General features: G+C 62.3%; 17 protein-coding genes. 15 read left to right on the top strand and 2 right to left on the bottom strand.

Annotated elements, in window-relative coordinates; translation table 11 throughout:
• Positions 1 to 9: 9 nt before the first annotated feature.
• Both P0D80_RS20260 and P0D80_RS20255 read right to left on the bottom strand, forming a co-directional pair.
• The gene (locus P0D80_RS20260; protein ID WP_408177386.1) at positions 10 to 447 is read right to left on the bottom strand and encodes a RidA family protein; all 438 of its coding nucleotides are present in this window, start codon (positions 445 to 447) and stop codon (positions 10 to 12) included.
• 54 nt (positions 448 to 501) lie between these two features.
• Positions 502 to 1,860: a flavin-containing monooxygenase gene (locus P0D80_RS20255; RefSeq protein WP_408286277.1), complete on the bottom strand. Its 1,359-nt coding sequence runs from the start codon at positions 1,858 to 1,860 to the stop codon at positions 502 to 504.
• Between the two features lie 263 nt (positions 1,861 to 2,123).
• Here P0D80_RS20255 and P0D80_RS20250 point away from each other — a divergent pair, with 263 nt between their 5' ends.
• The 15 genes from P0D80_RS20250 to P0D80_RS20180 all read left to right on the top strand — a co-directional run bounded on the left by P0D80_RS20250 (position 2,124) and on the right by P0D80_RS20180 (position 18,724).
• Positions 2,124 to 3,050: a LysR family transcriptional regulator gene (locus P0D80_RS20250; protein WP_408177388.1), complete on the top strand. Its 927-nt coding sequence runs from the start codon at positions 2,124 to 2,126 to the stop codon at positions 3,048 to 3,050.
• Positions 3,051 to 3,231: 181 nt separating this feature from the next.
• Positions 3,232 to 4,395 (top strand): SRPBCC family protein, encoded by a 1,164-nt coding sequence (locus tag P0D80_RS20245; protein WP_408286276.1) that lies wholly within the window; start codon positions 3,232 to 3,234, stop codon positions 4,393 to 4,395.
• A gap of 32 nt (positions 4,396 to 4,427) precedes the next feature.
• Positions 4,428 to 5,609, top strand: coding sequence for an ABC transporter ATP-binding protein (locus P0D80_RS20240; protein ID WP_408286275.1), 1,182 nt, complete (start codon positions 4,428 to 4,430; stop codon positions 5,607 to 5,609).
• 1 nt (position 5,610) lies between these two features.
• Complete coding sequence (locus P0D80_RS20235) at positions 5,611 to 6,657, top strand: ABC transporter substrate-binding protein (RefSeq protein ID WP_408286273.1); 1,047 nt, start codon at positions 5,611 to 5,613, stop codon at positions 6,655 to 6,657.
• Between the two features lie 37 nt (positions 6,658 to 6,694).
• Positions 6,695 to 7,948: an ABC transporter permease gene (locus tag P0D80_RS20230; RefSeq protein ID WP_408286366.1), complete on the top strand. Its 1,254-nt coding sequence runs from the start codon at positions 6,695 to 6,697 to the stop codon at positions 7,946 to 7,948.
• Between the two features lie 49 nt (positions 7,949 to 7,997).
• Entirely contained in the window at positions 7,998 to 8,825 is an 828-nt protein-coding gene (locus P0D80_RS20225) for an ABC transporter permease (RefSeq protein ID WP_132379104.1), read from the top strand.
• A 287-nt stretch (positions 8,826 to 9,112) separates the two neighbouring features.
• Positions 9,113 to 11,485, top strand: a complete 2,373-nt coding sequence (locus P0D80_RS20220; protein WP_408286270.1) for a bifunctional salicylyl-CoA 5-hydroxylase/oxidoreductase — start codon at positions 9,113 to 9,115, stop codon at positions 11,483 to 11,485.
• Positions 11,482 to 12,255, top strand: a complete 774-nt coding sequence (locus tag P0D80_RS20215; protein WP_408286268.1) for an SDR family NAD(P)-dependent oxidoreductase — start codon at positions 11,482 to 11,484, stop codon at positions 12,253 to 12,255. Before P0D80_RS20220 ends, P0D80_RS20215 begins: the two co-directional genes overlap by 4 nt.
• A complete protein-coding gene (locus P0D80_RS20210) occupies positions 12,252 to 12,812 on the top strand; it encodes a MarR family winged helix-turn-helix transcriptional regulator (protein ID WP_132379110.1) in 561 nt (186 codons plus the stop codon). Before P0D80_RS20215 ends, P0D80_RS20210 begins: the two co-directional genes overlap by 4 nt.
• Before the next feature lie 34 nt (positions 12,813 to 12,846).
• Positions 12,847 to 13,698 carry an enoyl-CoA hydratase family protein gene (locus tag P0D80_RS20205; protein WP_408286266.1) on the top strand — a complete coding sequence of 284 codons (852 nt, stop codon included), beginning with the start codon at positions 12,847 to 12,849 and terminating at the stop codon, positions 13,696 to 13,698.
• Between the two features lies 1 nt (position 13,699).
• Complete coding sequence (locus P0D80_RS20200) at positions 13,700 to 14,908, top strand: acyl-CoA dehydrogenase family protein (RefSeq protein ID WP_408286264.1); 1,209 nt, start codon at positions 13,700 to 13,702, stop codon at positions 14,906 to 14,908.
• On the top strand, positions 14,905 to 15,348 hold the full coding sequence (locus tag P0D80_RS20195; protein ID WP_408177396.1) for an acyl-CoA thioesterase: 444 nt from the start codon (positions 14,905 to 14,907) through the stop codon (positions 15,346 to 15,348). Before P0D80_RS20200 ends, P0D80_RS20195 begins: the two co-directional genes overlap by 4 nt.
• Positions 15,345 to 15,740 carry a RidA family protein gene (locus P0D80_RS20190; protein ID WP_408177397.1) on the top strand — a complete coding sequence of 132 codons (396 nt, stop codon included), beginning with the start codon at positions 15,345 to 15,347 and terminating at the stop codon, positions 15,738 to 15,740. The genes P0D80_RS20195 and P0D80_RS20190 overlap by 4 nt, the downstream gene beginning before the upstream one ends.
• 77 nt (positions 15,741 to 15,817) lie before the next feature.
• Positions 15,818 to 17,458 (top strand): AMP-binding protein, encoded by a 1,641-nt coding sequence (locus P0D80_RS20185; protein WP_408286262.1) that lies wholly within the window; start codon positions 15,818 to 15,820, stop codon positions 17,456 to 17,458.
• Positions 17,459 to 17,500: 42 nt separating this feature from the next.
• A complete protein-coding gene (locus tag P0D80_RS20180) occupies positions 17,501 to 18,724 on the top strand; it encodes a dienelactone hydrolase family protein (RefSeq protein ID WP_408286260.1) in 1,224 nt (407 codons plus the stop codon).
• Positions 18,725 to 18,764 lie beyond the last annotated feature (40 nt).

The raw sequence follows: 18,764 nt of genomic DNA, 5'->3' as shown, positions 1-18,764 counted from the left end.
TCCCGCTCCTTAGGCCTTCGGCGGCGTCCATCCATCTGGAATGACCGCGATAACGTCGATCTCCATCAACCACTGCGGCTGACCCAACGCGACCACCACCAAGCCGGTCGAAATAGGAAACACGCCCTTCAACCACTTTCCGACTTCCTGGTAGACCGGCTCGCGGTAGCGGATGTCGGTCAGGAACGTCGTCGTCTTGACGATGTGCGACAGGTCGCTGCCCGCTTCTTCCAGCAATTGCTTGACGTTCTTCATCGCTTGCTCGGCCTGGGCACGCGGATCGCCGATGCCGACCAAGCGGCCTTCGAAATCCGTGCCCACCTGACCGCGCACGTAGACCGTGTTGCCGGCGCGCACGGCCTGACAAAGATCGTTGTCGAGCGTCTGGTTCGGATACGTATCTTTCGTATTGAACATACGGATACGGGTATGCGTAGGTTGGCTCATCAATGCACCTTAATGTTAGGAAGAAATGGATCGCGGATTAGAAAGGCATACGCATCAATTCACACCCATCTCGCTGACTTTGTGGATGCGTGAATCGGCGGATGTGTTTTCAACGCTTGCAACGCTGTTCTCGCGGCGGCCGTGCGCCTCGCGTTGCTCATCATCGTAATAAGCCAGGTATTTACGCTGTGTGACGATGTGATCGGCGATGTGCTTCGCGTCGTGCCACACGCCCCAGATGAATGCGGAGCCGCGGCGCGATAGCCAGGGCAGACCGAGGAAATAGATTCCCGGCTCCTTCGAAACGCCGCGCTGATGTTTCGGCTTACCCGTTTCATCGAAAGCGTTGACGTTCAACCAGCTGAAATCGACTGCATACCCGGTCGCCCAGACAATCGACGTCACACCGGCTTTCGCCAGATCGAGATCGTGCAACGGGTGGGTCACGCATTCCGGATCCGCGGGAATGACGCGGGCTTCGGGCTCTTCGGGAAGCTCGAGACCGTTGCGCTCGGCATACGCGTCGGCCGCGTCCAGCAGCGACAGATAGTTCTCGTCGCCGCGCGCGATGTTCGCCGCGAGATCCGCTTCGAAGGTCACCACGCCGTCATCGAATGATTTCGTCAGACCCACGAGCGTGATGCCCTGATTCGCGAGACGCCTGAAGTCCACCGTATGGCCACCACGCGAACCGCTCACTGCAATCGTGACGTGCTCTCTGCCCGGCTTCATGACCTCTGCATCCCATTCGCCGAGCACTCCGAGCCACCAGCAGAAGTCCCGGCCGCGATAGGCGCGTGGCGGACGATCGTGCGCGCCGACCGACAGATAGACGCGCTTGCCCGCCCGTTGCAACTCGTCCGCGATCTGCACGCCCGACGATCCCGCACCCACCACCAACACGCCCCCTTCGGGCAATTGATTCGGATTGCGATAGTCGGCGGAATGAATCTGCGTAAGTTTCGGATCTTGCGGCGCGATCGGCGGAATGACGGGGCGCTGGAAAGGCCCGGTTGCGACCACCACGCGATTGGCCTCGATCGTGCCTTCCGACGTTTCGATGGTGAAGCCCTGCCGCCCCGCATTGCGCACGACCTTCTTCACTTCCACGCCGGTGCGGATCGGTGCTTCAAACTTTTTCGCATAAGCGACGAAATAGTCCGCGACCTGCTCCTTCGAAGCGAACGCGTCCGGGTTGAAGTCCGCGAACTCGAGGTTGGGGAAACGATCGTGCCACGCGGGGCCATTGGCAACCAGCGAATCCCAGCGTCCCGTGCGCCAGCGCTCCGCGATACGAGCGCGTTCCAGCACGAGATGCGGCACGCCAAGCTTGCTCAAATGTTCGCTCATGGCGACGCCGGCTTGGCCGGCGCCGACTACGAGCGTGTCGATTGACGTTGTTTCCACTGTCATGGCTGTGTCCTTCTGAAAAGGCGGAATGTTTCGATTCGATCGCGGCGTCGCGGCCTTTCAGCGCTTGCGATCGTTGCGGACCCGGTAGTGTTTTCCGACGGCGCGTTGCCGCCTGGTCCGTTCGTCTGCGTGAAAATCTACGCGCCCCTTCAGAATTTGAAAAATATATTTAAAAAATGCATGGCATCGGATTTACCTATGCAGGCCTTTTTGACCGCTTCACAATGCCGCCCATTGGAGACCTTGAACACGGAGCCTCGTCGATGGAGAGTCAACCGTTGCGCTACTCGTTGCGCCAGTTGCGTTATTTCGTGGTCACGGCAGAAGCCCTGTCCTTCACCGCCGCCGCCAAGCGTCTGCACATCTCACAGCCGTCCATCTCAACGGCGCTCGCGGATCTCGAAGAGTCGTTCGGGGTGCAACTCTTCATACGGCATCACGCGAGCGGCCTCTCGCTCACGCAAGCCGGCCGCGATCTGCTGGGGCAAGCGCGCAATCTTCTGAAGTTCGCGGAGGAATTGCAGACCACCGCGAAGGAAATGGACGGCGGCATGACAGGCGCCATCACGCTCGGCTGCCTCGTCTCGCTTGCGCCGCCGCTCATGCCGGGCCTGATCAGCCGATTCACGGGCGAGAACGCGGGCATCTCGTTTCGCACTGTCGAGGCGCATCAGGATGGCCTCTTGCGCGGCCTGCACGACGGCTCGCTCGACATTGCCCTCACCTACAGCCTCGACTTGACCGAGGAAATCGCCTTCACGCCGCTGCTCTCGTTGCCGCCTTATGCGATCCTGCCGAGGACGCATCGTCTGGCACGCGCGCGCAAGATATCGCTCGCAGACCTCCTGCCCGAGCCGTACGTGATGCTCGACCTGCCGCACAGCCGCGAGTACTTCGCCGCACTCTTCGACGCGGTGGGCAGCCGTCCTGTGCCCGCGTTCCGTTCGTCGCAGCCGGAGGTCGTGCGCGGCATGGTGGCCAACGGTCTCGGCTATAGCCTCCTGAACTTTCCGCTCAAATCGAATCGCACTGTCGATGGGGAAGAGTTCGTCATTAAGCGCTTCAAAGACAACGTCAACGCAACGACACTCGGCATCGCGCAATCGCGCACAATGAAGCCGCGCCAGGTGGTGCATCGCTTCGCGTCGTTCTGCGAAACCTATATTCGGCGGTTGCATATCGATGCATGATAGGAAAGCGCGTTTGTCTGCTTTAAGCGTGCACGCAATGCATAGGCAAAAGCTTTGCTTTGTATCTGAAAACAATATTTTGGCTTGCAATTTGGCTTGATAGATTGGTGTCCATGTTGAGCGCCACGCCGCAAAGCCTTACGTCGCCGCGCTTTCACCGTGACGAATCGAGGGGGAGACCATGAGCAACCCGGCAAGGACGATCGCAGTGCAAGCGCTTGTCGACGAACTGCAGACGGGTTGCGAACGGCCGTTCAGCGATGCGCACGCGATGCCGCCCGGTGTCTATACGTCGCCCGAATTCCTCACGCTGGAAGAGCGCGCTATCTTCGAGCGTGAATGGCAATGCGTCGGCCGCGCGAGTGCGCTCAAAGTGCCCGGCGATTACATGACGGCGCGGATCGGAGCGCAACCGATCGTCGTATTGCGCGACGAACAGATGCAGCTCAAGGCGATGTCGAACGTGTGCCTGCACCGCATGTCGGTACTGCTCGAAGGACGCGGCAACGTGCGTCGCATCGTCTGCCCATATCACGCCTGGAACTATTCGCTGGACGGCGCGCTGCAAGGCGCGCCGCTCATGGATCGGCAAGAGGGCTTCTGCAAGGAAAGCTACAAGCTGCCCGCCGTGCGCTGCGAAGAATGGCAAGGCTGGATCTACGTGACCCTCGACGAAAACGCGCCGCCCGTTCACGCGCAACTCGCCGAACTGAGCGACCTCGTCGGTGCGTACGGCATGGCGGACTACATCGAAACTTTCTATGAAGAGCACGTGTGGGACACGAACTGGAAGATCCTCGCGGAAAACTTCATGGAAAGCTACCACCTGCCGATGCTGCATCGCGCGACAGTGGGACCGCATTCACGGCTCGAGGAAATGGAATGCCCGCCCGGCTATCCAGCCTTCAACTATCACTGGATTACGAAGGAAGCGTCCTTGCCCATCGGCAACGCGCATCCGGACAACACGCGCCTCACGGGACATTGGCGCAAGACCACGGCGCTGCTCGCGATCTATCCGACGCATCTCGTCACGCTTACGCCGGGTTACTTCTGGTATCTCGTGCTGCAGCCTCAAGGCGTGGAGCGCGTGCATATCCGCTTCGGCGGCGGACTTGCGCCGGAGTTCATCGCCGATCCCGAAGCCAACGCGCACATGACGACGCTAAAGAAGCTGCTCGACGAAGTGAACGCGGAAGACAAACGCGGCGTGGAAGCCGTCTTTCGCGGCGTGCACGCGCCACTCGCGAAGCCCGGTCACTTGAGCCCTCTCGAACGCCCCAACTATGACTTCGCGCGCTATGTCGCCAGCAAAATCGCCGCGACGCAGCCCGGCACGCATTGATTACGACGCATCATCGACAGGACGCGATCACGATGTCAAACCCTTCCTTCATTTCGTTCTCGGGCGTGAGCAAATCGTACGACGGCGCTCAATACGTCGTCGATGACTTGAACCTCGACGTGCGCAAGGGAGAATTCCTGTCGCTGCTGGGTCCGTCCGGTTCGGGCAAGACGACGACGCTCATGATGCTGGCGGGATTCGAATCGCCCACGCACGGCGAGATACGTCTTGACGGACGGCGGCTCGACGACAAGCCGCCGCATCAGCGTGACATCGGCATGGTGTTTCAGAACTACGCACTCTTTCCGCATCTGACGATTGCGGAGAACGTCGCATTTCCACTCTCCGTGCGTCGCGTGAGCCGCGCCGAGCAGAAAACGCGCGTGAAGCGCGCGCTCGAGATGATCGAGCTGCCGCATCTGGCGAACCGGCGTCCCGCGCAGCTCTCCGGCGGACAGCAGCAGCGCGTGGCGCTCGCGCGCGCGCTCGTGTTCGAGCCGAGCGTCGTGCTGATGGACGAGCCGCTCGGCGCGCTCGACAAGCGCCTGCGCGAAACCATGCAATACGAAATCATGCGCCTGCATCGCGAGCTGTCGCTCACGATCGTCTACGTGACGCACGATCAGGCCGAAGCGCTGACGATGTCGGACCGCGTCGCCGTGTTCTCCGATGGCCGTATTCAGCAAGCCGCCACGCCCAGCGAACTCTACGAGAATGCGCAGAACGCCTTCGTCGCGAACTTCGTCGGCGAGAACAACGGGCTGACCGGGCGCGTCGTCACTGCCGGCGAAGAGTGGGCGACGCTCGCGCTCTCAGACGGCAGCGTCATTCGTGGCCGTTGCGAACCCGGCCTGCATGCGGGCGACGAAGCGATGCTGGCGCTGCGCCCCGAACGCGCGCATATCCCGAGCGCCGCAGGCGCGCAGGTCGACGAACACAGCAACGTGGTGCGCGCACACGTCGAGGAACTGGTGTATTGCGGCGATCATCATCGCGTGCACCTTGCGCTCGGGTCGCGCGATTCCTTCGTCGTGAAAGTGCCCAATACGCAACGCCATGCGCTGCCTTCGCCCGGCAGCGCGATCGAGATCGCATGGCGCCACGACGACTGCAAGATTCTCGCGATGAGCGCGCCGCGCAGCGCGCCCGTGATCCAGGCATCCACCCCGCTCTCACCTTCCATCATCACGACCGCACCTGCAGGAGCCAACTAAAATGCGCACTCTCATCAAAACACAAAGCGTCGCACTCGCAGTACTCGCCTTCGCCACCATGACCACCCAGGCAGCGGAGACGCTCTCCGTCGTGACCTTCGGCGGTGCATACGAAGCGGCGGCCAAGAAGGCTTATTTCGAGCCGTTCACCCAGGCGACTGGCATCGGCTTCTCGACCGAATCGTATGACGGCGGTCTCGCGAAGCTCTCCGCGATGGAGCAGGCGAAGAACACCACGTGGGACCTGATCGACCTCGAAACGAACGATGCAATCACGGCCTGCGACGAAGGCCTGCTGCAGAAGTTCGACAAGAAGACGCTCGGCAAGACGAGTGACTTCATCCCCGGCACGATCAGCGATTGCGCGGTTGCGAGCATGGTCTGGTCCACGGTCTACGCATACGACACGAGCAAGCTGAAGACCGCTCCGACCACCGTCAACGACTTCTTCGATCTGCAGAAATTCCCCGGCAAGCGTGGCCTGCGCAAGTCGCCGAAGGTCACGATGGAATGGGCGTTGATTGCGGACGGCGTCGATCCGAAAGATGTCTACAAAGTGCTCGCTACGCCCGCTGGCGTGGATCGCGCGTTCAAGAAGCTCGACACGATCAAGCCGAACATCGTGTGGTGGGAGTCGGGCGCGCAGGCGCCGCAGCTGCTCGCGGACGGCGCGGTCGTGATGACACAGGCCTACAACGGCCGTATTTCCGACGCCGCGAAGAAGGACAACAAGCCGTTCAAGACCGTCTGGGACGCGCAAGTTTACGACTTCGACTGGTGGGCCGTTCCGACGGGCGCGAAGCACGCCGACGCCGCCGCGAAATTCATCGTCTCCGCTTCGCAGCCGAAGGCGTATGCGGATTTATCGAAGTACATCGCGTACGCACCGCCGCGCAAGGACGCGATCGCGCTGGTCGACAAGCAACGCCTCGCCGATCTGCCGACCGCACCCGAGAACTTCAAGCGCGCCTTGCAGATCAACGCGAACTTCTGGGCGGACAACGCGGACCAGATCAATAAGCGCTTCCAGGTGTGGCTGACGCAGTAACACCACCGTCCGACGAGAGCCCAACTTGACTACCCACATGCCCGCTTCGGCCCGAGCCACGGCCCCGGGCTCTCCGACGAGAGCCGACGGCCGCGCGTCGTTTCAAAAGGCGCGCCGCCGTGCATCGGTGCAGGCGCTTTTGCTCGCGCTGCCGCTGATCGTGTTTCTGCTTTCGACGTTCATCGCGCCGATCGCGCTCCTGCTCGCGCGCAGCGTGCAGAATCACGAAGTGCCCGACAGCATGCCCGCGCTCACGCGCGCGCTCGTTGCATGGGACGGGCGCGGCGTGCCCGACGAGCGCATGTTCGCCCTGCTCGCTGCGGGGCTCAAGGAGGCGCAGCAAAACGGGCAGCTCGGCACGGTCGCGCGGCGGCTGAACTTCGATCAGGCCGAGTTCCGTAGCCTGTTGATGCGCACCGCGCGCCAGTTGCCCGCCGATGCGCCGCCCGTGTGGAAACCGGCGCTCATTGAACTCGACGCACGCTGGAATTCGCCGGAGATCTGGCGCTTGCTGAAGCGCGCCGCCACGTCGCCGACGCCGGACTACCTGCTCGCGGCCGTCGATGCGCAAGTGACACCGCAAGGCTCAGTGGCGTTCGTGCCGGACAACGCTTCCGTCTATCGACAGGCGTTCGTGCGCACGATCTCGATTAGCGCCACGGTCACGCTGCTGTGCCTTGTGTTCGGCTATCCGGTCGCATGGCTGCTCGCGAACCTGCCCGCGAAAAGCAGCAACCGCCTGATGCTCTTTGTGATCGTGCCGTTCTGGACCTCGGTGCTCGTGCGCACGACCGCGTGGTACGTTTTGCTGCAACCGGGCGGCGTCATCAACAGCCTGCTGATGGGGCTCGGGCTCACCACGCATCCGCTGCCGCTCATCTTCAACCGCGCGGGCGTGCTCATCGGCATGACGCATGTGCTCTTGCCCTACATGATTCTCGCGATCTATTCGGTCATGAAGAGGGTATCGCCCGTGTATGTGCGGGCCGCGCAATCGCTTGGTGCGCACCCGTTCACCGCGTTCGTGCGGATCTACATGCCGCAGACGCTGCCGGGCGTGGGAGCAGGCTGCTTCCTCGTGTTCGTGCTCGCGCTCGGCTACTACATCACGCCCGCACTGCTCGGCGGCGCAGGCGACGAGATGATCAGCCAGCTCATCGCGATACAGACCAACACGCAACTCAACTGGGGCCTTGCCGGTGCGCTCTCGGCCTATCTCGTGATCTTCACGGCGATCTTCTATTTCCTGTTCAACCGCATCGTCGGTATCGACCGCTTGCGCTTCGGTTGAGACTCGGTTGAAACTCGGTTGAAACATGCGGACACGACGAGGGAACGACATGCAAGATCAACGCAACAAGGTGCTGACGGAACGCATCGCCGCGCGCTGGGTGCGGCTGCATACAGCGCTTGTGCTGTTTTTCCTGATTGCGCCGATTCTCGCGATCATCCCGCTCTCGTTCAATTCGGGCTCGTATTTCTCCTACCCGTTGCAGGGCTTTTCGCTGCGCTGGTATGAGCAGGCGCTCACGAGCGCGGGCTGGCAACGATCGCTCCTGAACAGCATCGGCATCGGCGCGGCATCGACGCTGATCGCCACATGTCTCGGCACGCTCGCCGCGCTGGGCATTTCGCGCACGCAGTTTCCGCTGCGCTCGCTGATCATGCCGATCATCATCTCGCCGATGATCGTACCGATCGTCGTCGTCGCCGCAGGCTTCTATCTGATCTTCGCACCGCTCGGCCTGGTGAACTCGTATCCCGGCGTGGTCCTGGCGCATGCGGCGCTCGGCACGCCATTCGTCGTGATCACCGTGACCGCGTCACTGCTTTCGTTCGATCAGAGTCTGTTGCGCGCCGCTTCGGGGCTCGGCGCGACGCCGTGGGTCACATTCAGGCGCGTGACCTTGCCGCTCATCACGCCGGCGGTCGCGACCGGCAGCGTCTTCGCTTTCGCGACCTCGTTCGACGAGGTCATCGTCATTCTGTTTATCGGCGGCCCGGATCAAACCACCGTGCCGCGGCAGATGTGGAGCGGTATTCGCGACTCGATCGACCCGTCGATCCTCGCCGTGGCGACGATGCTGATCGTGTTCGCCGTGCTGCTCTTCGCGAGCATTAACTGGCTGCGCGGCCGCACGGCCGCTGCCAGCAAAGCGCTCGTCTGATGCATCGAGGCCGCCTGGGGCCAAGCTGATGCAAGCTTCAATTCGCGAGCGGGCCACGTTCTCGGGCAGGGTTTGTGTACCCCCGCCTCAGTGTCGAAAATGCAGGTTCGCCACATACTTTATTTTCACAGCTGCTGTAATCCACCCGACCGTCTAGTCCGGCTGGCTGTCAGGCCAGCGCCGCGCCGCTTTGTGGCTCGGTGTTTTCGCCCGCACATTTACTTGACATCTAAACTATCTACGCCTAAATTATCTCCATCAGCAGCGTTCACATATGGGGAACAAGCATGCGCATCGTTTGCATTGGTGGCGGCCCGGCCGGTCTGTACTTCGGCCTCTTGATGAAGAGCCGGAACCCGGCCTACGATGTCACGGTGGTCGAGCGCAACCGCCCGTACGACACCTTCGGCTGGGGCGTCGTCTTCTCCGACCAGACACTCGGCAATCTGCGCGCCGCCGACGCCCCCAGCGCCGACGCGATCCTCGACGCCTTCAATCACTGGGACGACATCGAGATCAATTTCCGCGGCCGGCAAATCCGTTCATCGGGTCACGGCTTCTGCGGCATCGGCCGTAAGCGTCTGCTGAATATCCTGCAAGCGCGCTGCGAGGAACTCGGCGTCAAGCTGGTTTTCGAAACCCAGGTCACGGACGACAGCGTCTACGAGGCCGACCTGATCATCGCTTGCGACGGCGCCAACAGCGCGGTCCGTCAAAAGTACGCGGCCACCTATCGCCCCTCCGTCGACATGCGCGATTGCCGCTTCGTCTGGCTCGGCACCAAAAAACTCTTCGACGCCTTCACCTTCGCTTTCGAAGAAACCGAGTTCGGCTGGTTCCAGGCGCACGCCTATCGTTTCGACGATCAGACCTCCACGTTCATTGTCGAAACGCCGGAGCGCGTGTGGCGCGCCGCCGGCCTCGACGAAATGAGCAAGGAAGACAGCATTGCCTTCTGCGAAAAGCTGTTCGCGAAGTATCTGGACGGCAACCCCTTGTTGTCGAACGCGGCGCATTTGCGTGGCTCGTCGCAATGGATTCGCTTCCCGCGCGTCGTCAACGAGGAATGGGTGCATTGGCGCAGCAACGCGGACGGCACGCAAACGCCGGTCGTCCTCATGGGCGACGCCGCGCATACCGCTCACTTCTCGATCGGCTCGGGCACCAAGCTCGCGCTCGAAGATTCGATCGAACTCGCCAACAGCATGGGCGCGCATCCGGGTGACCTCGCCGCCGCGCTGAAGCATTACACCGACGTGCGCAGCATCGACGTATTGCGCATTCAAAACGCGGCGCGCAATTCGACGGAATGGTTCGAGCATGTCGACCGCTACACGTCGTTCGAGCCGGAACAGTTCGCTTATTCGCTGCTCACGCGCTCGCAGCGTATTTCTCACGAAAATTTGCGTGAACGTGATGCGCAGTACCTGTCCGTCTTCGAAGACTGGCTCGCCCAGCGCTCCGGCGTGAATCGCGCGCCGGAGAAGCACTCCGTCCCGCCGATGTTCACGCCCTTCACGCTGCGCGGCGTCACGCTGAAAAACCGCGTGGTGGTGTCGCCCATGGCGCAATACTCGGCCGTCGACGGCATTGCGGGCGACTATCACCTGATGCATCTCGGCGCCCGCGCGATGGGCGGCGCAGGGCTCGTCATGACGGAAATGACCTGCGTCTCGCCCGAAGCGCGCATTACGCCCGCGTGTCCGGGCATGTACGCGCCCGAGCATCTCACCGCGTGGAAGCGCATCGTCGATCTCGTGCATCGTCAGTCGGATGCGAAGATCGGCATTCAGCTCGGCCATTCCGGCGCGAAAGGCTCGACACGTGTCTCGTGGGAAGGCATCGATCAGCCACTCACGGAAGGCAACTGGCCGCTCATCTCGGCATCGCCGCAGCAATATCTGCGTGGCGTCAGCCAGCATTCGCGCGAAGCCACGCAAGACGAGTTGCGTAAAATCGAAGCGCAGTTCGTCCGCGCCACGCAAATGTCGGTGGAAGCGGGTTTCGACTGGCTCGAATTGCATTGCGCGCACGGCTATTTCCTGTCGAGCTTTCTGTCGCCACTGACCAATCATCGCACCGACGAATACGGCGGCTCGCTGGAAAATCGTCTGCGCTACCCGTTGCAGGTTTTCAAGGCGATCCGCGCGGTCTGGCCGCAAGACAAGCCAATTTCCGTGCGCATTTCCGCAAACGATTGGGTCGAAGGCGGCACAACGCCCGACGACGCAGTGAAGATCGCTCAAGCCTTCAAGGCCGCCGGCGCCGACATGATCGATGTATCGTCGGGCCAGGTCAGCAAAGAAGAAAAACCGGTATTCGGCCGCATGTTCCAGACGCCATTCGCCGACCGCGTGCGCAACGAAGCCGGCATCGCGACCATCGCGGTCGGCGCGATCTCCGAAGCGGATCACGTGAACAGCATCATCGCGGCAGGCCGTGCGGATCTGTGCGCGATTGCTCGCCCGCATCTGGCGAATCCTTCGTGGACGTTGAACGAAGCGGCCAAGATCGGCTATTTCGATGTGATGTGGCCGAAGCCCTACACGGCGGCGAAGTCCCAACTGGAACGCAACCTTGAACGCGAGCGCGCTCAAGCCGCCGCGAACGCCGGTCTGTCGCCGCAAGAACGCGCGCAACGCGCTGAAGGAACCGTGTGAACACGCTCAATTCCACCCTCGCGGGACAGCACGCGGTCGTCACCGGTGGCGGCAGCGGCATCGGCGCGGCAGTCGCGGAAAGCTTGCTGCGCGCCGGCGCGCGCGTGACCTTGATGGGCCGCAATGCGGAACGTCTCGACATGCAGCGCGAAAAGTGCCGCGCGCTGGGCGACGTGGCGTGCATCAGCGTCGACGTCACGCAGGAAGACTCCGTCGCGAACGCGTTCCGTGAGGCCGGCGCAGTCGACATCCTCGTCAACAACGCGGGTCAGGCGCAAGCCGCGCCGTTCGCACACACCGACACGGCGCTCTGGCAGCGCATGCTGGACGTGAACCTCACCGGCGTCTTTCTCGGCACACGCGCGGTATTGCCCGGCATGCTCGAACGCTGTCATGGACGCATCATCAACGTGGCCAGCACGGCGGGACAGATCGGCTACGCGTACGTCGCTGCCTATTGCGCCGCGAAACATGGCGTGATCGGTCTCACGCGTTCGCTCGCGTTGGAAGTCGCGACGAAAGGCATCACCGTGAACGCCGTGTGTCCAGGCTATACGGAAACGGAACTGCTGCACGCATCGCTTGAACAGATCACCAGCAAGACCTCGCGCACCGAACAACAAGCGCGCGAGACCCTGCTTCGCTCGAATCCGCAACATCGCTTCGTGAGTCCGGAACAGGTCGCCAATGCGGTGCTCTGGCTCTGCCAACCCGGCTCGGACGCCATCACGGGGCAATCCATTTCCATCTCTGGTGGAGAAGTGATGTGACCAAGTCATCGAACATCAAGAAGCCCGCTGCGGCGGCTGAAACGAAACCGCCGCGCAAAGGCGTCCCCAAACCCGCGGAGAACGTCGTGGACCTCGAAATGAGCACCGGCGCGGATAGTCACATGGGCTTGCGGCTATGGCTGCGCATGCTGACCACGACCAACCTCGTGCAAGCCGAATTGCGCAAGCGTCTGCGCAACGAATTCGACACCACGTTGCCGCGTTTCGATCTGATGGCCCAATTGGAGCGACATCCCGAAGGCCTGAAAATGACCGAACTGTCGCGCCGTTTGATGGTGACGGGCGGCAACATCACCGGCATTACGGATCAGCTCGAAAAAGAAGGACTGGTCTCGCGCGACAACGATCCGAACGACCGCCGCTCGATCAGCGTGTGTCTGACACCGGCGGGTCGCAAGGCGTTCGACAAGATGGCGGTTGCGCACGAGCAATGGGTAGTCGAACTGTTCGGCGGTTTGAGCCTCGATGAAAAATCGCGCACCCATCAACGCCTCGGCAAACTCAAGCAACATCTGCTCGACAGTCTGAAAGACTGATCGGCATCGAAACGAGCGGACATAGGAGACATTCATGACACGATCCCACGCCGATGCCCTGCTGGCCGGCAATCGCCTCACGCTAGCCGGCTACGAAGCGCGGCACTTCGGCTGGTCGGTCGCCGACAAGGTTGCGACGATCACGCTGAACCGCCCGGAGCGCAAGAATCCGCTGACTTTCGAGTCGTATGCCGAGTTGCGCGATCTGTTCCGGCAATTGACCTATGCGACCGACGTCAAGGCAGTGGTGATTCACGGCGCCGGCGACAACTTCTGTTCCGGCGGCGACGTGCACGACATCATCGCGCCGCTGATTGATCTGCCGATGCCGGAACTGCTGCTCTTCACGCGCATGACCGGCGATCTGGTCAAAGCCATGCGCCATTGCCCACAACCGGTGATTGCGGCCGTCGACGGCGTCTGCGCCGGCGCCGGTGCGATTCTCGCGATGTCGTCCGACATGCGGCTCGGCACCGCGCGCAGCAAGCTCGCTTTCCTATTCTCACGCGTCGGTCTCGCGGGCTGCGATATGGGCGCTTGCGCGATTCTGCCGCGCATCATCGGCCAGGGCCGCGCCGCCGAATTGCTCTTCACCGGACGCTCGGCAAGCGGCGACGAAGGCCACGCGTGGGGCTTCTACAACCGCCTGTGCGAACCCGCAGCGCTCCTTGAAGAAGCGCACAAGCTCGCCGCCGACCTCGTCGCCGGTCCGACTTTCGCGCACGGCATCACGAAGAAGATGCTGCATCAGGAATGGAGCATGAGCATCGACGAAGCGATCGAGTCCGAGGCGCAAGCCCAGGCGATCTGCATGAGCACACGCGATTTCGAGCGCGCCTACAGTGCGTTTGCCGCGAAGTCGCGTCCGGTGTTCGAAGGAGACTGAGTTGAGCGCCAACACCGAACTGGATCTGCATAGCGCGCTGGCGTGGCCGTTCTTCGAGCCGCGTCATCGCGAACTGGCCGCGGGCATCGAAGCATGGTGCCGCGAGAACCTCTCGCACGAAGACCACAAGGACGTGGATGCGACCTGCCGTCGTCTGGTGCGTGAACTCGGCGCCGCGGGCTGGCTGAAGTACGGCGTGGGCGGCGTTGCGTACGGCGGCCACGGCGATACGATCGATACGCGCGCCGTTTGCCTGCTGCGCGAAACGCTGGCCAAACACTCGGGACTCGCGGACTTCGCTTTGGCGATGCAGGGGCTTGGTTCGGGCGCCATCTCGCTCGGCGGCACGCACGAACAGAAGACACGTTACCTGCCGCGCGTCGCCAACGGCACGGTCATCGCAGCGTTCGCGCTGTCCGAGCCTGAGGCGGGCTCCGATGTCGCCGCCATGGCGCTGTCCGCCCGCGAAGACGGCGACACCTACGTGCTCGACGGCGACAAGACGTGGATCTCCAATGGCGGCATCGCCGATTTCTACGTGGTGTTCGCGAGAACCGGCGAAGCGCCGGGTGCGCGCGGCATTAGCGCATTTATTGTCGATGCGGAAACGCCGGGCCTGGAGATCGCCGAACGCATCGACGTGATCGCGCCGCATCCGCTCGCGCGCCTGCACTTTGCCGGCGCTCGCGTGCCGCGCAGCCAGATGCTCGGCGCGCCCGGTGAAGGGTTCAAGCTCGCCATGCGGACGCTGGATATTTTCCGGACTTCCGTGGCGGCCGCGTCGCTCGGGTTCGCGCGTCATGCAATGGCCGAAGGGCTCACACGTGCCGCGTCGCGCAAGATGTTCGGGCAGACGCTCGGCGATTTTCAACTGACGCAGGCCAAACTCGCGCAGATGGCCTTGACCATCGACAGTAGCGCGTTGCTGGTCTATCGCGCCGCGTGGCTGCGCGATCAAGGCGAAAGCGTCACGCGTGAAGCCGCAATGGCGAAGTGGCACGCAAGCGAAGGCGCGCAACAGGTGATCGACGCCGCGGTGCAACTCTACGGCGGCATGGGCGTGCAAAGCGGTACGGCCGTCGAGTTGTTGTATCGCGAGATTCGCGCGCTGCGCATTTACGAAGGCGCGACCGAAGTGCAGCAATTGATTGTTGGACGCGATCTGTTGAAAGCGCATGCTGCCGCGACTGCCGGAGCGAACCTCAAATGAGCGCGTCTTTCGAACGGCCCGTACGCATCCGCTTCTCGCACTGCGATCCGGCGGGCATCGTGTTCTTTCCGCAATATCTGGTGATGACCAACGCGCTGGTCGAAGACTGGTTCAACGAAGGCCTGCATATCGATTACGCGCACATGATCTCGCAACGCCGCCTCGGCTTGCCGATCGTCAAACTCGACTGCGAGTTTTCGCGGCCGAGCCAGATGGGCGAAACGATCACGCTGACACTTAATGTTGCGGCGATCGGGCGGCGCTCGATCAGCATCGAGATCGTCGGCCATTGCAACGGCGAAACCCGTTTCCGCGCGAAACAGGTGCTCGTCACGACGTCGCTCGAACGCGGCACATCCATCGACATTCCCGCCGACATCGCGAGCGCGCTCGCGGCGTTCGCTCCAAAGCCCGACTCCATTGAGGCGCATCGCTCATGAAAAAAGCTCTTCTTCCCGCCGGCTGGGTCAAGCCGCGTGGCTACGCGAACGGCGTCGCGGCAAACGGTACGCAAGTGTTCATTGCCGGCCAGATCGGCTGGGACGAACAGGCGCGTTTCCAGACGACCGACTTCGCCGCGCAAGCCATCCAGGCGCTCAAGAATGTGCTCGCCGTATTGCACGAAGCGGGCGGCAAGCCCGAGCACCTGGTGCGATTGACGTGGTACGTCACCGACAAACGCGAGTACCTCGCTTCGTTGAAAGACATCGGCCGCGCGTTTCGCGAGCTGATCGGCGACTACGACATCGCGATGAGCGCGGTGCAGGTCGTCGCGCTGATTGAAGACGAAGCGAAAGTCGAAATCGAAGGAACCGCTGTGGTCCCGCAGTAACGCACACGCGAAAAAGTCCACGAAACCACCAAGCCAACCGAAGCGCATTTAGCCGGCTCAACGCCCGGGAGACCATGATGGAACCGTCAGCACACGTCGATACCTTCGCGCGCGACAATCTTCCGCCGCAGGATCAATGGCCCGTCTTTCTGCTCGACAACCCCGACGTCGCGTACCCGGCGCGCTTGAACTGCGCGACGGAATTGCTCGATAGAACCATCGATGCAGGCCACCGCGATCATCCCGCGATCTGGTCCGATGTCGACGGCACACCACGCGCCACCACTTACGGTGAACTGCTGGCGCTCGTGAATCGCAGCGCGCACGTGCTGGTCGACGAAATGGGACTGCAGCCCGGCAACCGCGTTTTACTACGCGGTCCGAACACGCTGCACATGGCCGTGACCGCGCTCGCGGCGCTGAAAGTCGGACTCGTCGTGGTGCCGACCATGCCGCTACTGCGAGCCAAGGAACTGAAGCAGATCATCGAAAAAGCGCAGGTCGGCGCGGCGTTGTGCGACGCTCGCCTGACCGCCGAACTGGCACGCTGCACCGATCCAGAAGACGAGTTCTATTGCGCGGGTCTGAAGCAAACGCGACTCTTCCACGACGACGCCGCCGATTCGCTCGATACGCTCGCGATCAACAAGCCCGACCACTTCACCGCGTGCGACACCGCCGCCGACGACGTTTGCCTGATCGCCTTCACCAGCGGCACGACCGGCGCGCCGAAAGGCTGCATGCACTTTCATCGCGATGTCGTGGCCATGTGCGATCTGTTCCCGCGCCACGTGCTCAAGCCCACATCGAGCGATATTTTTTGCGGCACGCCGCCGCTCGCGTTCACGTTCGGGCTCGGCGGCCTGCTGTGTTTTCCGTTGCGATTTGGCGCCTCCACGGTGTTGATCGAGAAGCTCACGCCCGAGACGTTGCTGCAGACCGTCGAGCGTTTTCACGCGACTGTCATGTTCACCGCGCCGACTTTCTATCGGCAAATGGCGCCGCTGGTTGCGCACCACGACGTCTCTTCGCTGAAGAAAACCGTGTCGGCGGGTGAAGCATTGCCGGATTCGACGCGGCGTCTGTGGCGCGACGCGACCGGCATCGACATGATCGACGGCATCGGCGGCACCGAGTTGATCCACATCTTCATTTCGGCGCAAGGCGACGAGATTCGCCCGAACGCCATCGGCCGCGCGGTGCCGGGTTACGTCGTGCAGGCCGTGGATGACGACATGCGACCGGTCGCGCCCGGCACGATCGGCAAACTCGCGGTGCGCGGCCCGACCGGCTGCCGCTATCTCGCCGACGAGCGGCAGAAGAAGTTCGTGCGCGACGGCTGGAACCTGCCCGGGGATTCCGTCTATCTCGACGAAGACGGCTACGTGTTCTACCAGGCACGCGCCGACGACATGATCGTCTCCGCCGGCTACAACATCTCCGGCCCCGAAGTGGAGAGCGTCCTGCTGCAACACGACGCGGTGTCCGAATGCGGCGTGATAGGTGTGCCGGACGAAACCCGCGGACAGATCGTCAAAGCGTTCGTCGTGGTCAATCCCGGTCACGAGCGCGACGACAAATTGGTCGCGCAACTGCAGGATTTCGTGAAAAATAGCGTGGCGCCGTACAAATATCCACGCGTCATCGTTTTCGTCGATTCACTGCCGCGCACCGAAACCGGCAAGCTCAAACGCTTCGAGTTGCGTACGATGGCCTAGCCCACATTTGTCGATCAACGATCGACACAGGAGACACACCGCATGGCCGCCTCTTTCATCGAAGTCGTCGCCCAGGATGGCGGCCGTTTCAATGCGTACGTCGCGCGCCCCGCGCAAGGGTCGGGGCCGGGACTCGTGCTCCTGCAGGAAATTTTCGGCATCAACGACACCATGAAGGCGACGGCGGACCGCTTCGCTGAGGAAGGTTATGTGGTGCTGGTGCCGGATCTGTTCTGGCGGATCAAACCGGGCATCGTGCTCGGATATGGCGAAGCCGACATGAAACAGGCGCTCGCCTATCTCGGCCAGTTCGACACGGACCTCGCGATCGACGATATCGCGGCCACCGTCGCCGCATTGCGCGCCATGCCCGAACAGGCCGGCAAGGTGGGCACAGTGGGTTACTGCCTCGGCGGCAAGCTCGCATTCCTGAGCGGCGCGCGAACCGATGTCGATTGCGCAGTCAGCTACTACGGCGTGGGCCTCGAAGCGTATCTGGACGAAGTGCCCGCGATTCGCTGCCCGATGGTGTTCCACTTCCCCGAAAACGACTCGCATTGTCCGCCGGAAACCCGCGAACGGATCAGCGCAGCGTTGCGCACGCGGCCGCAGATCGAGCAACACGTGTACCCCGGTTGCGATCATGCGTTTGCCGCGCCGTCGCGTCCGCAATACGACAAACCCGCCGCGATGATGGCGTATTCGCGCACGCTCGCGCTGCTGCGCAAGGTGCTGGGTCCGGTCTACGATCTCAACGCGCTGTGGGAAGCGCATTGCTACCACGAGTTCGCCACGCGTGACGTGGATGCGGTCATGCCGACCATGGTCGCGCAACCCTACGTCAATCACGTTCCGACCATGACCGGCGGAGTCGGTCATGACAACCTCAAGCGTTTCTATACGCATCACTTCGTCAACTCGAATCCTGTCGATACGAAGCTGATTCCGATTTCGCGCACCATCGGCGCGGATCGCATCGTCGACGAATTCATTTTCAGCTGCACGCATAGCTGCGAGATCGACTGGTTGCTGCCCGGCGTCGCGCCGACCGGTAAGTATTTCGAGGTGCCGATGCTCGCGGTCGTGTGTTTCCGCGGCGACAAGCTTTATAACGAGCACATCTATTGGGATCAGGCATCCGTGCTGGTGCAGGTGGGCTTGCTGAACCCAGAGGGGCTGCCTGTGGCCGGTATCGAAAGCGCGCGCAAGCTGCTCGACGAAACGCTGCCGTCGAATCAATTGATGGGCGGCAAATCACGCGTGTGAGGTGCGACTAGAGGCCCGCCTCTGCACAACAACCTTATGA

This window comes from Paraburkholderia sp. RL17-373-BIF-A (genome assembly GCF_046030175.1).
GTDB lineage: Bacteria > Pseudomonadota > Gammaproteobacteria > Burkholderiales > Burkholderiaceae > Paraburkholderia.
Note: the sequence above shows the minus strand (reverse complement) of the source record. Positions and strands in the feature narration are given on the sequence as shown.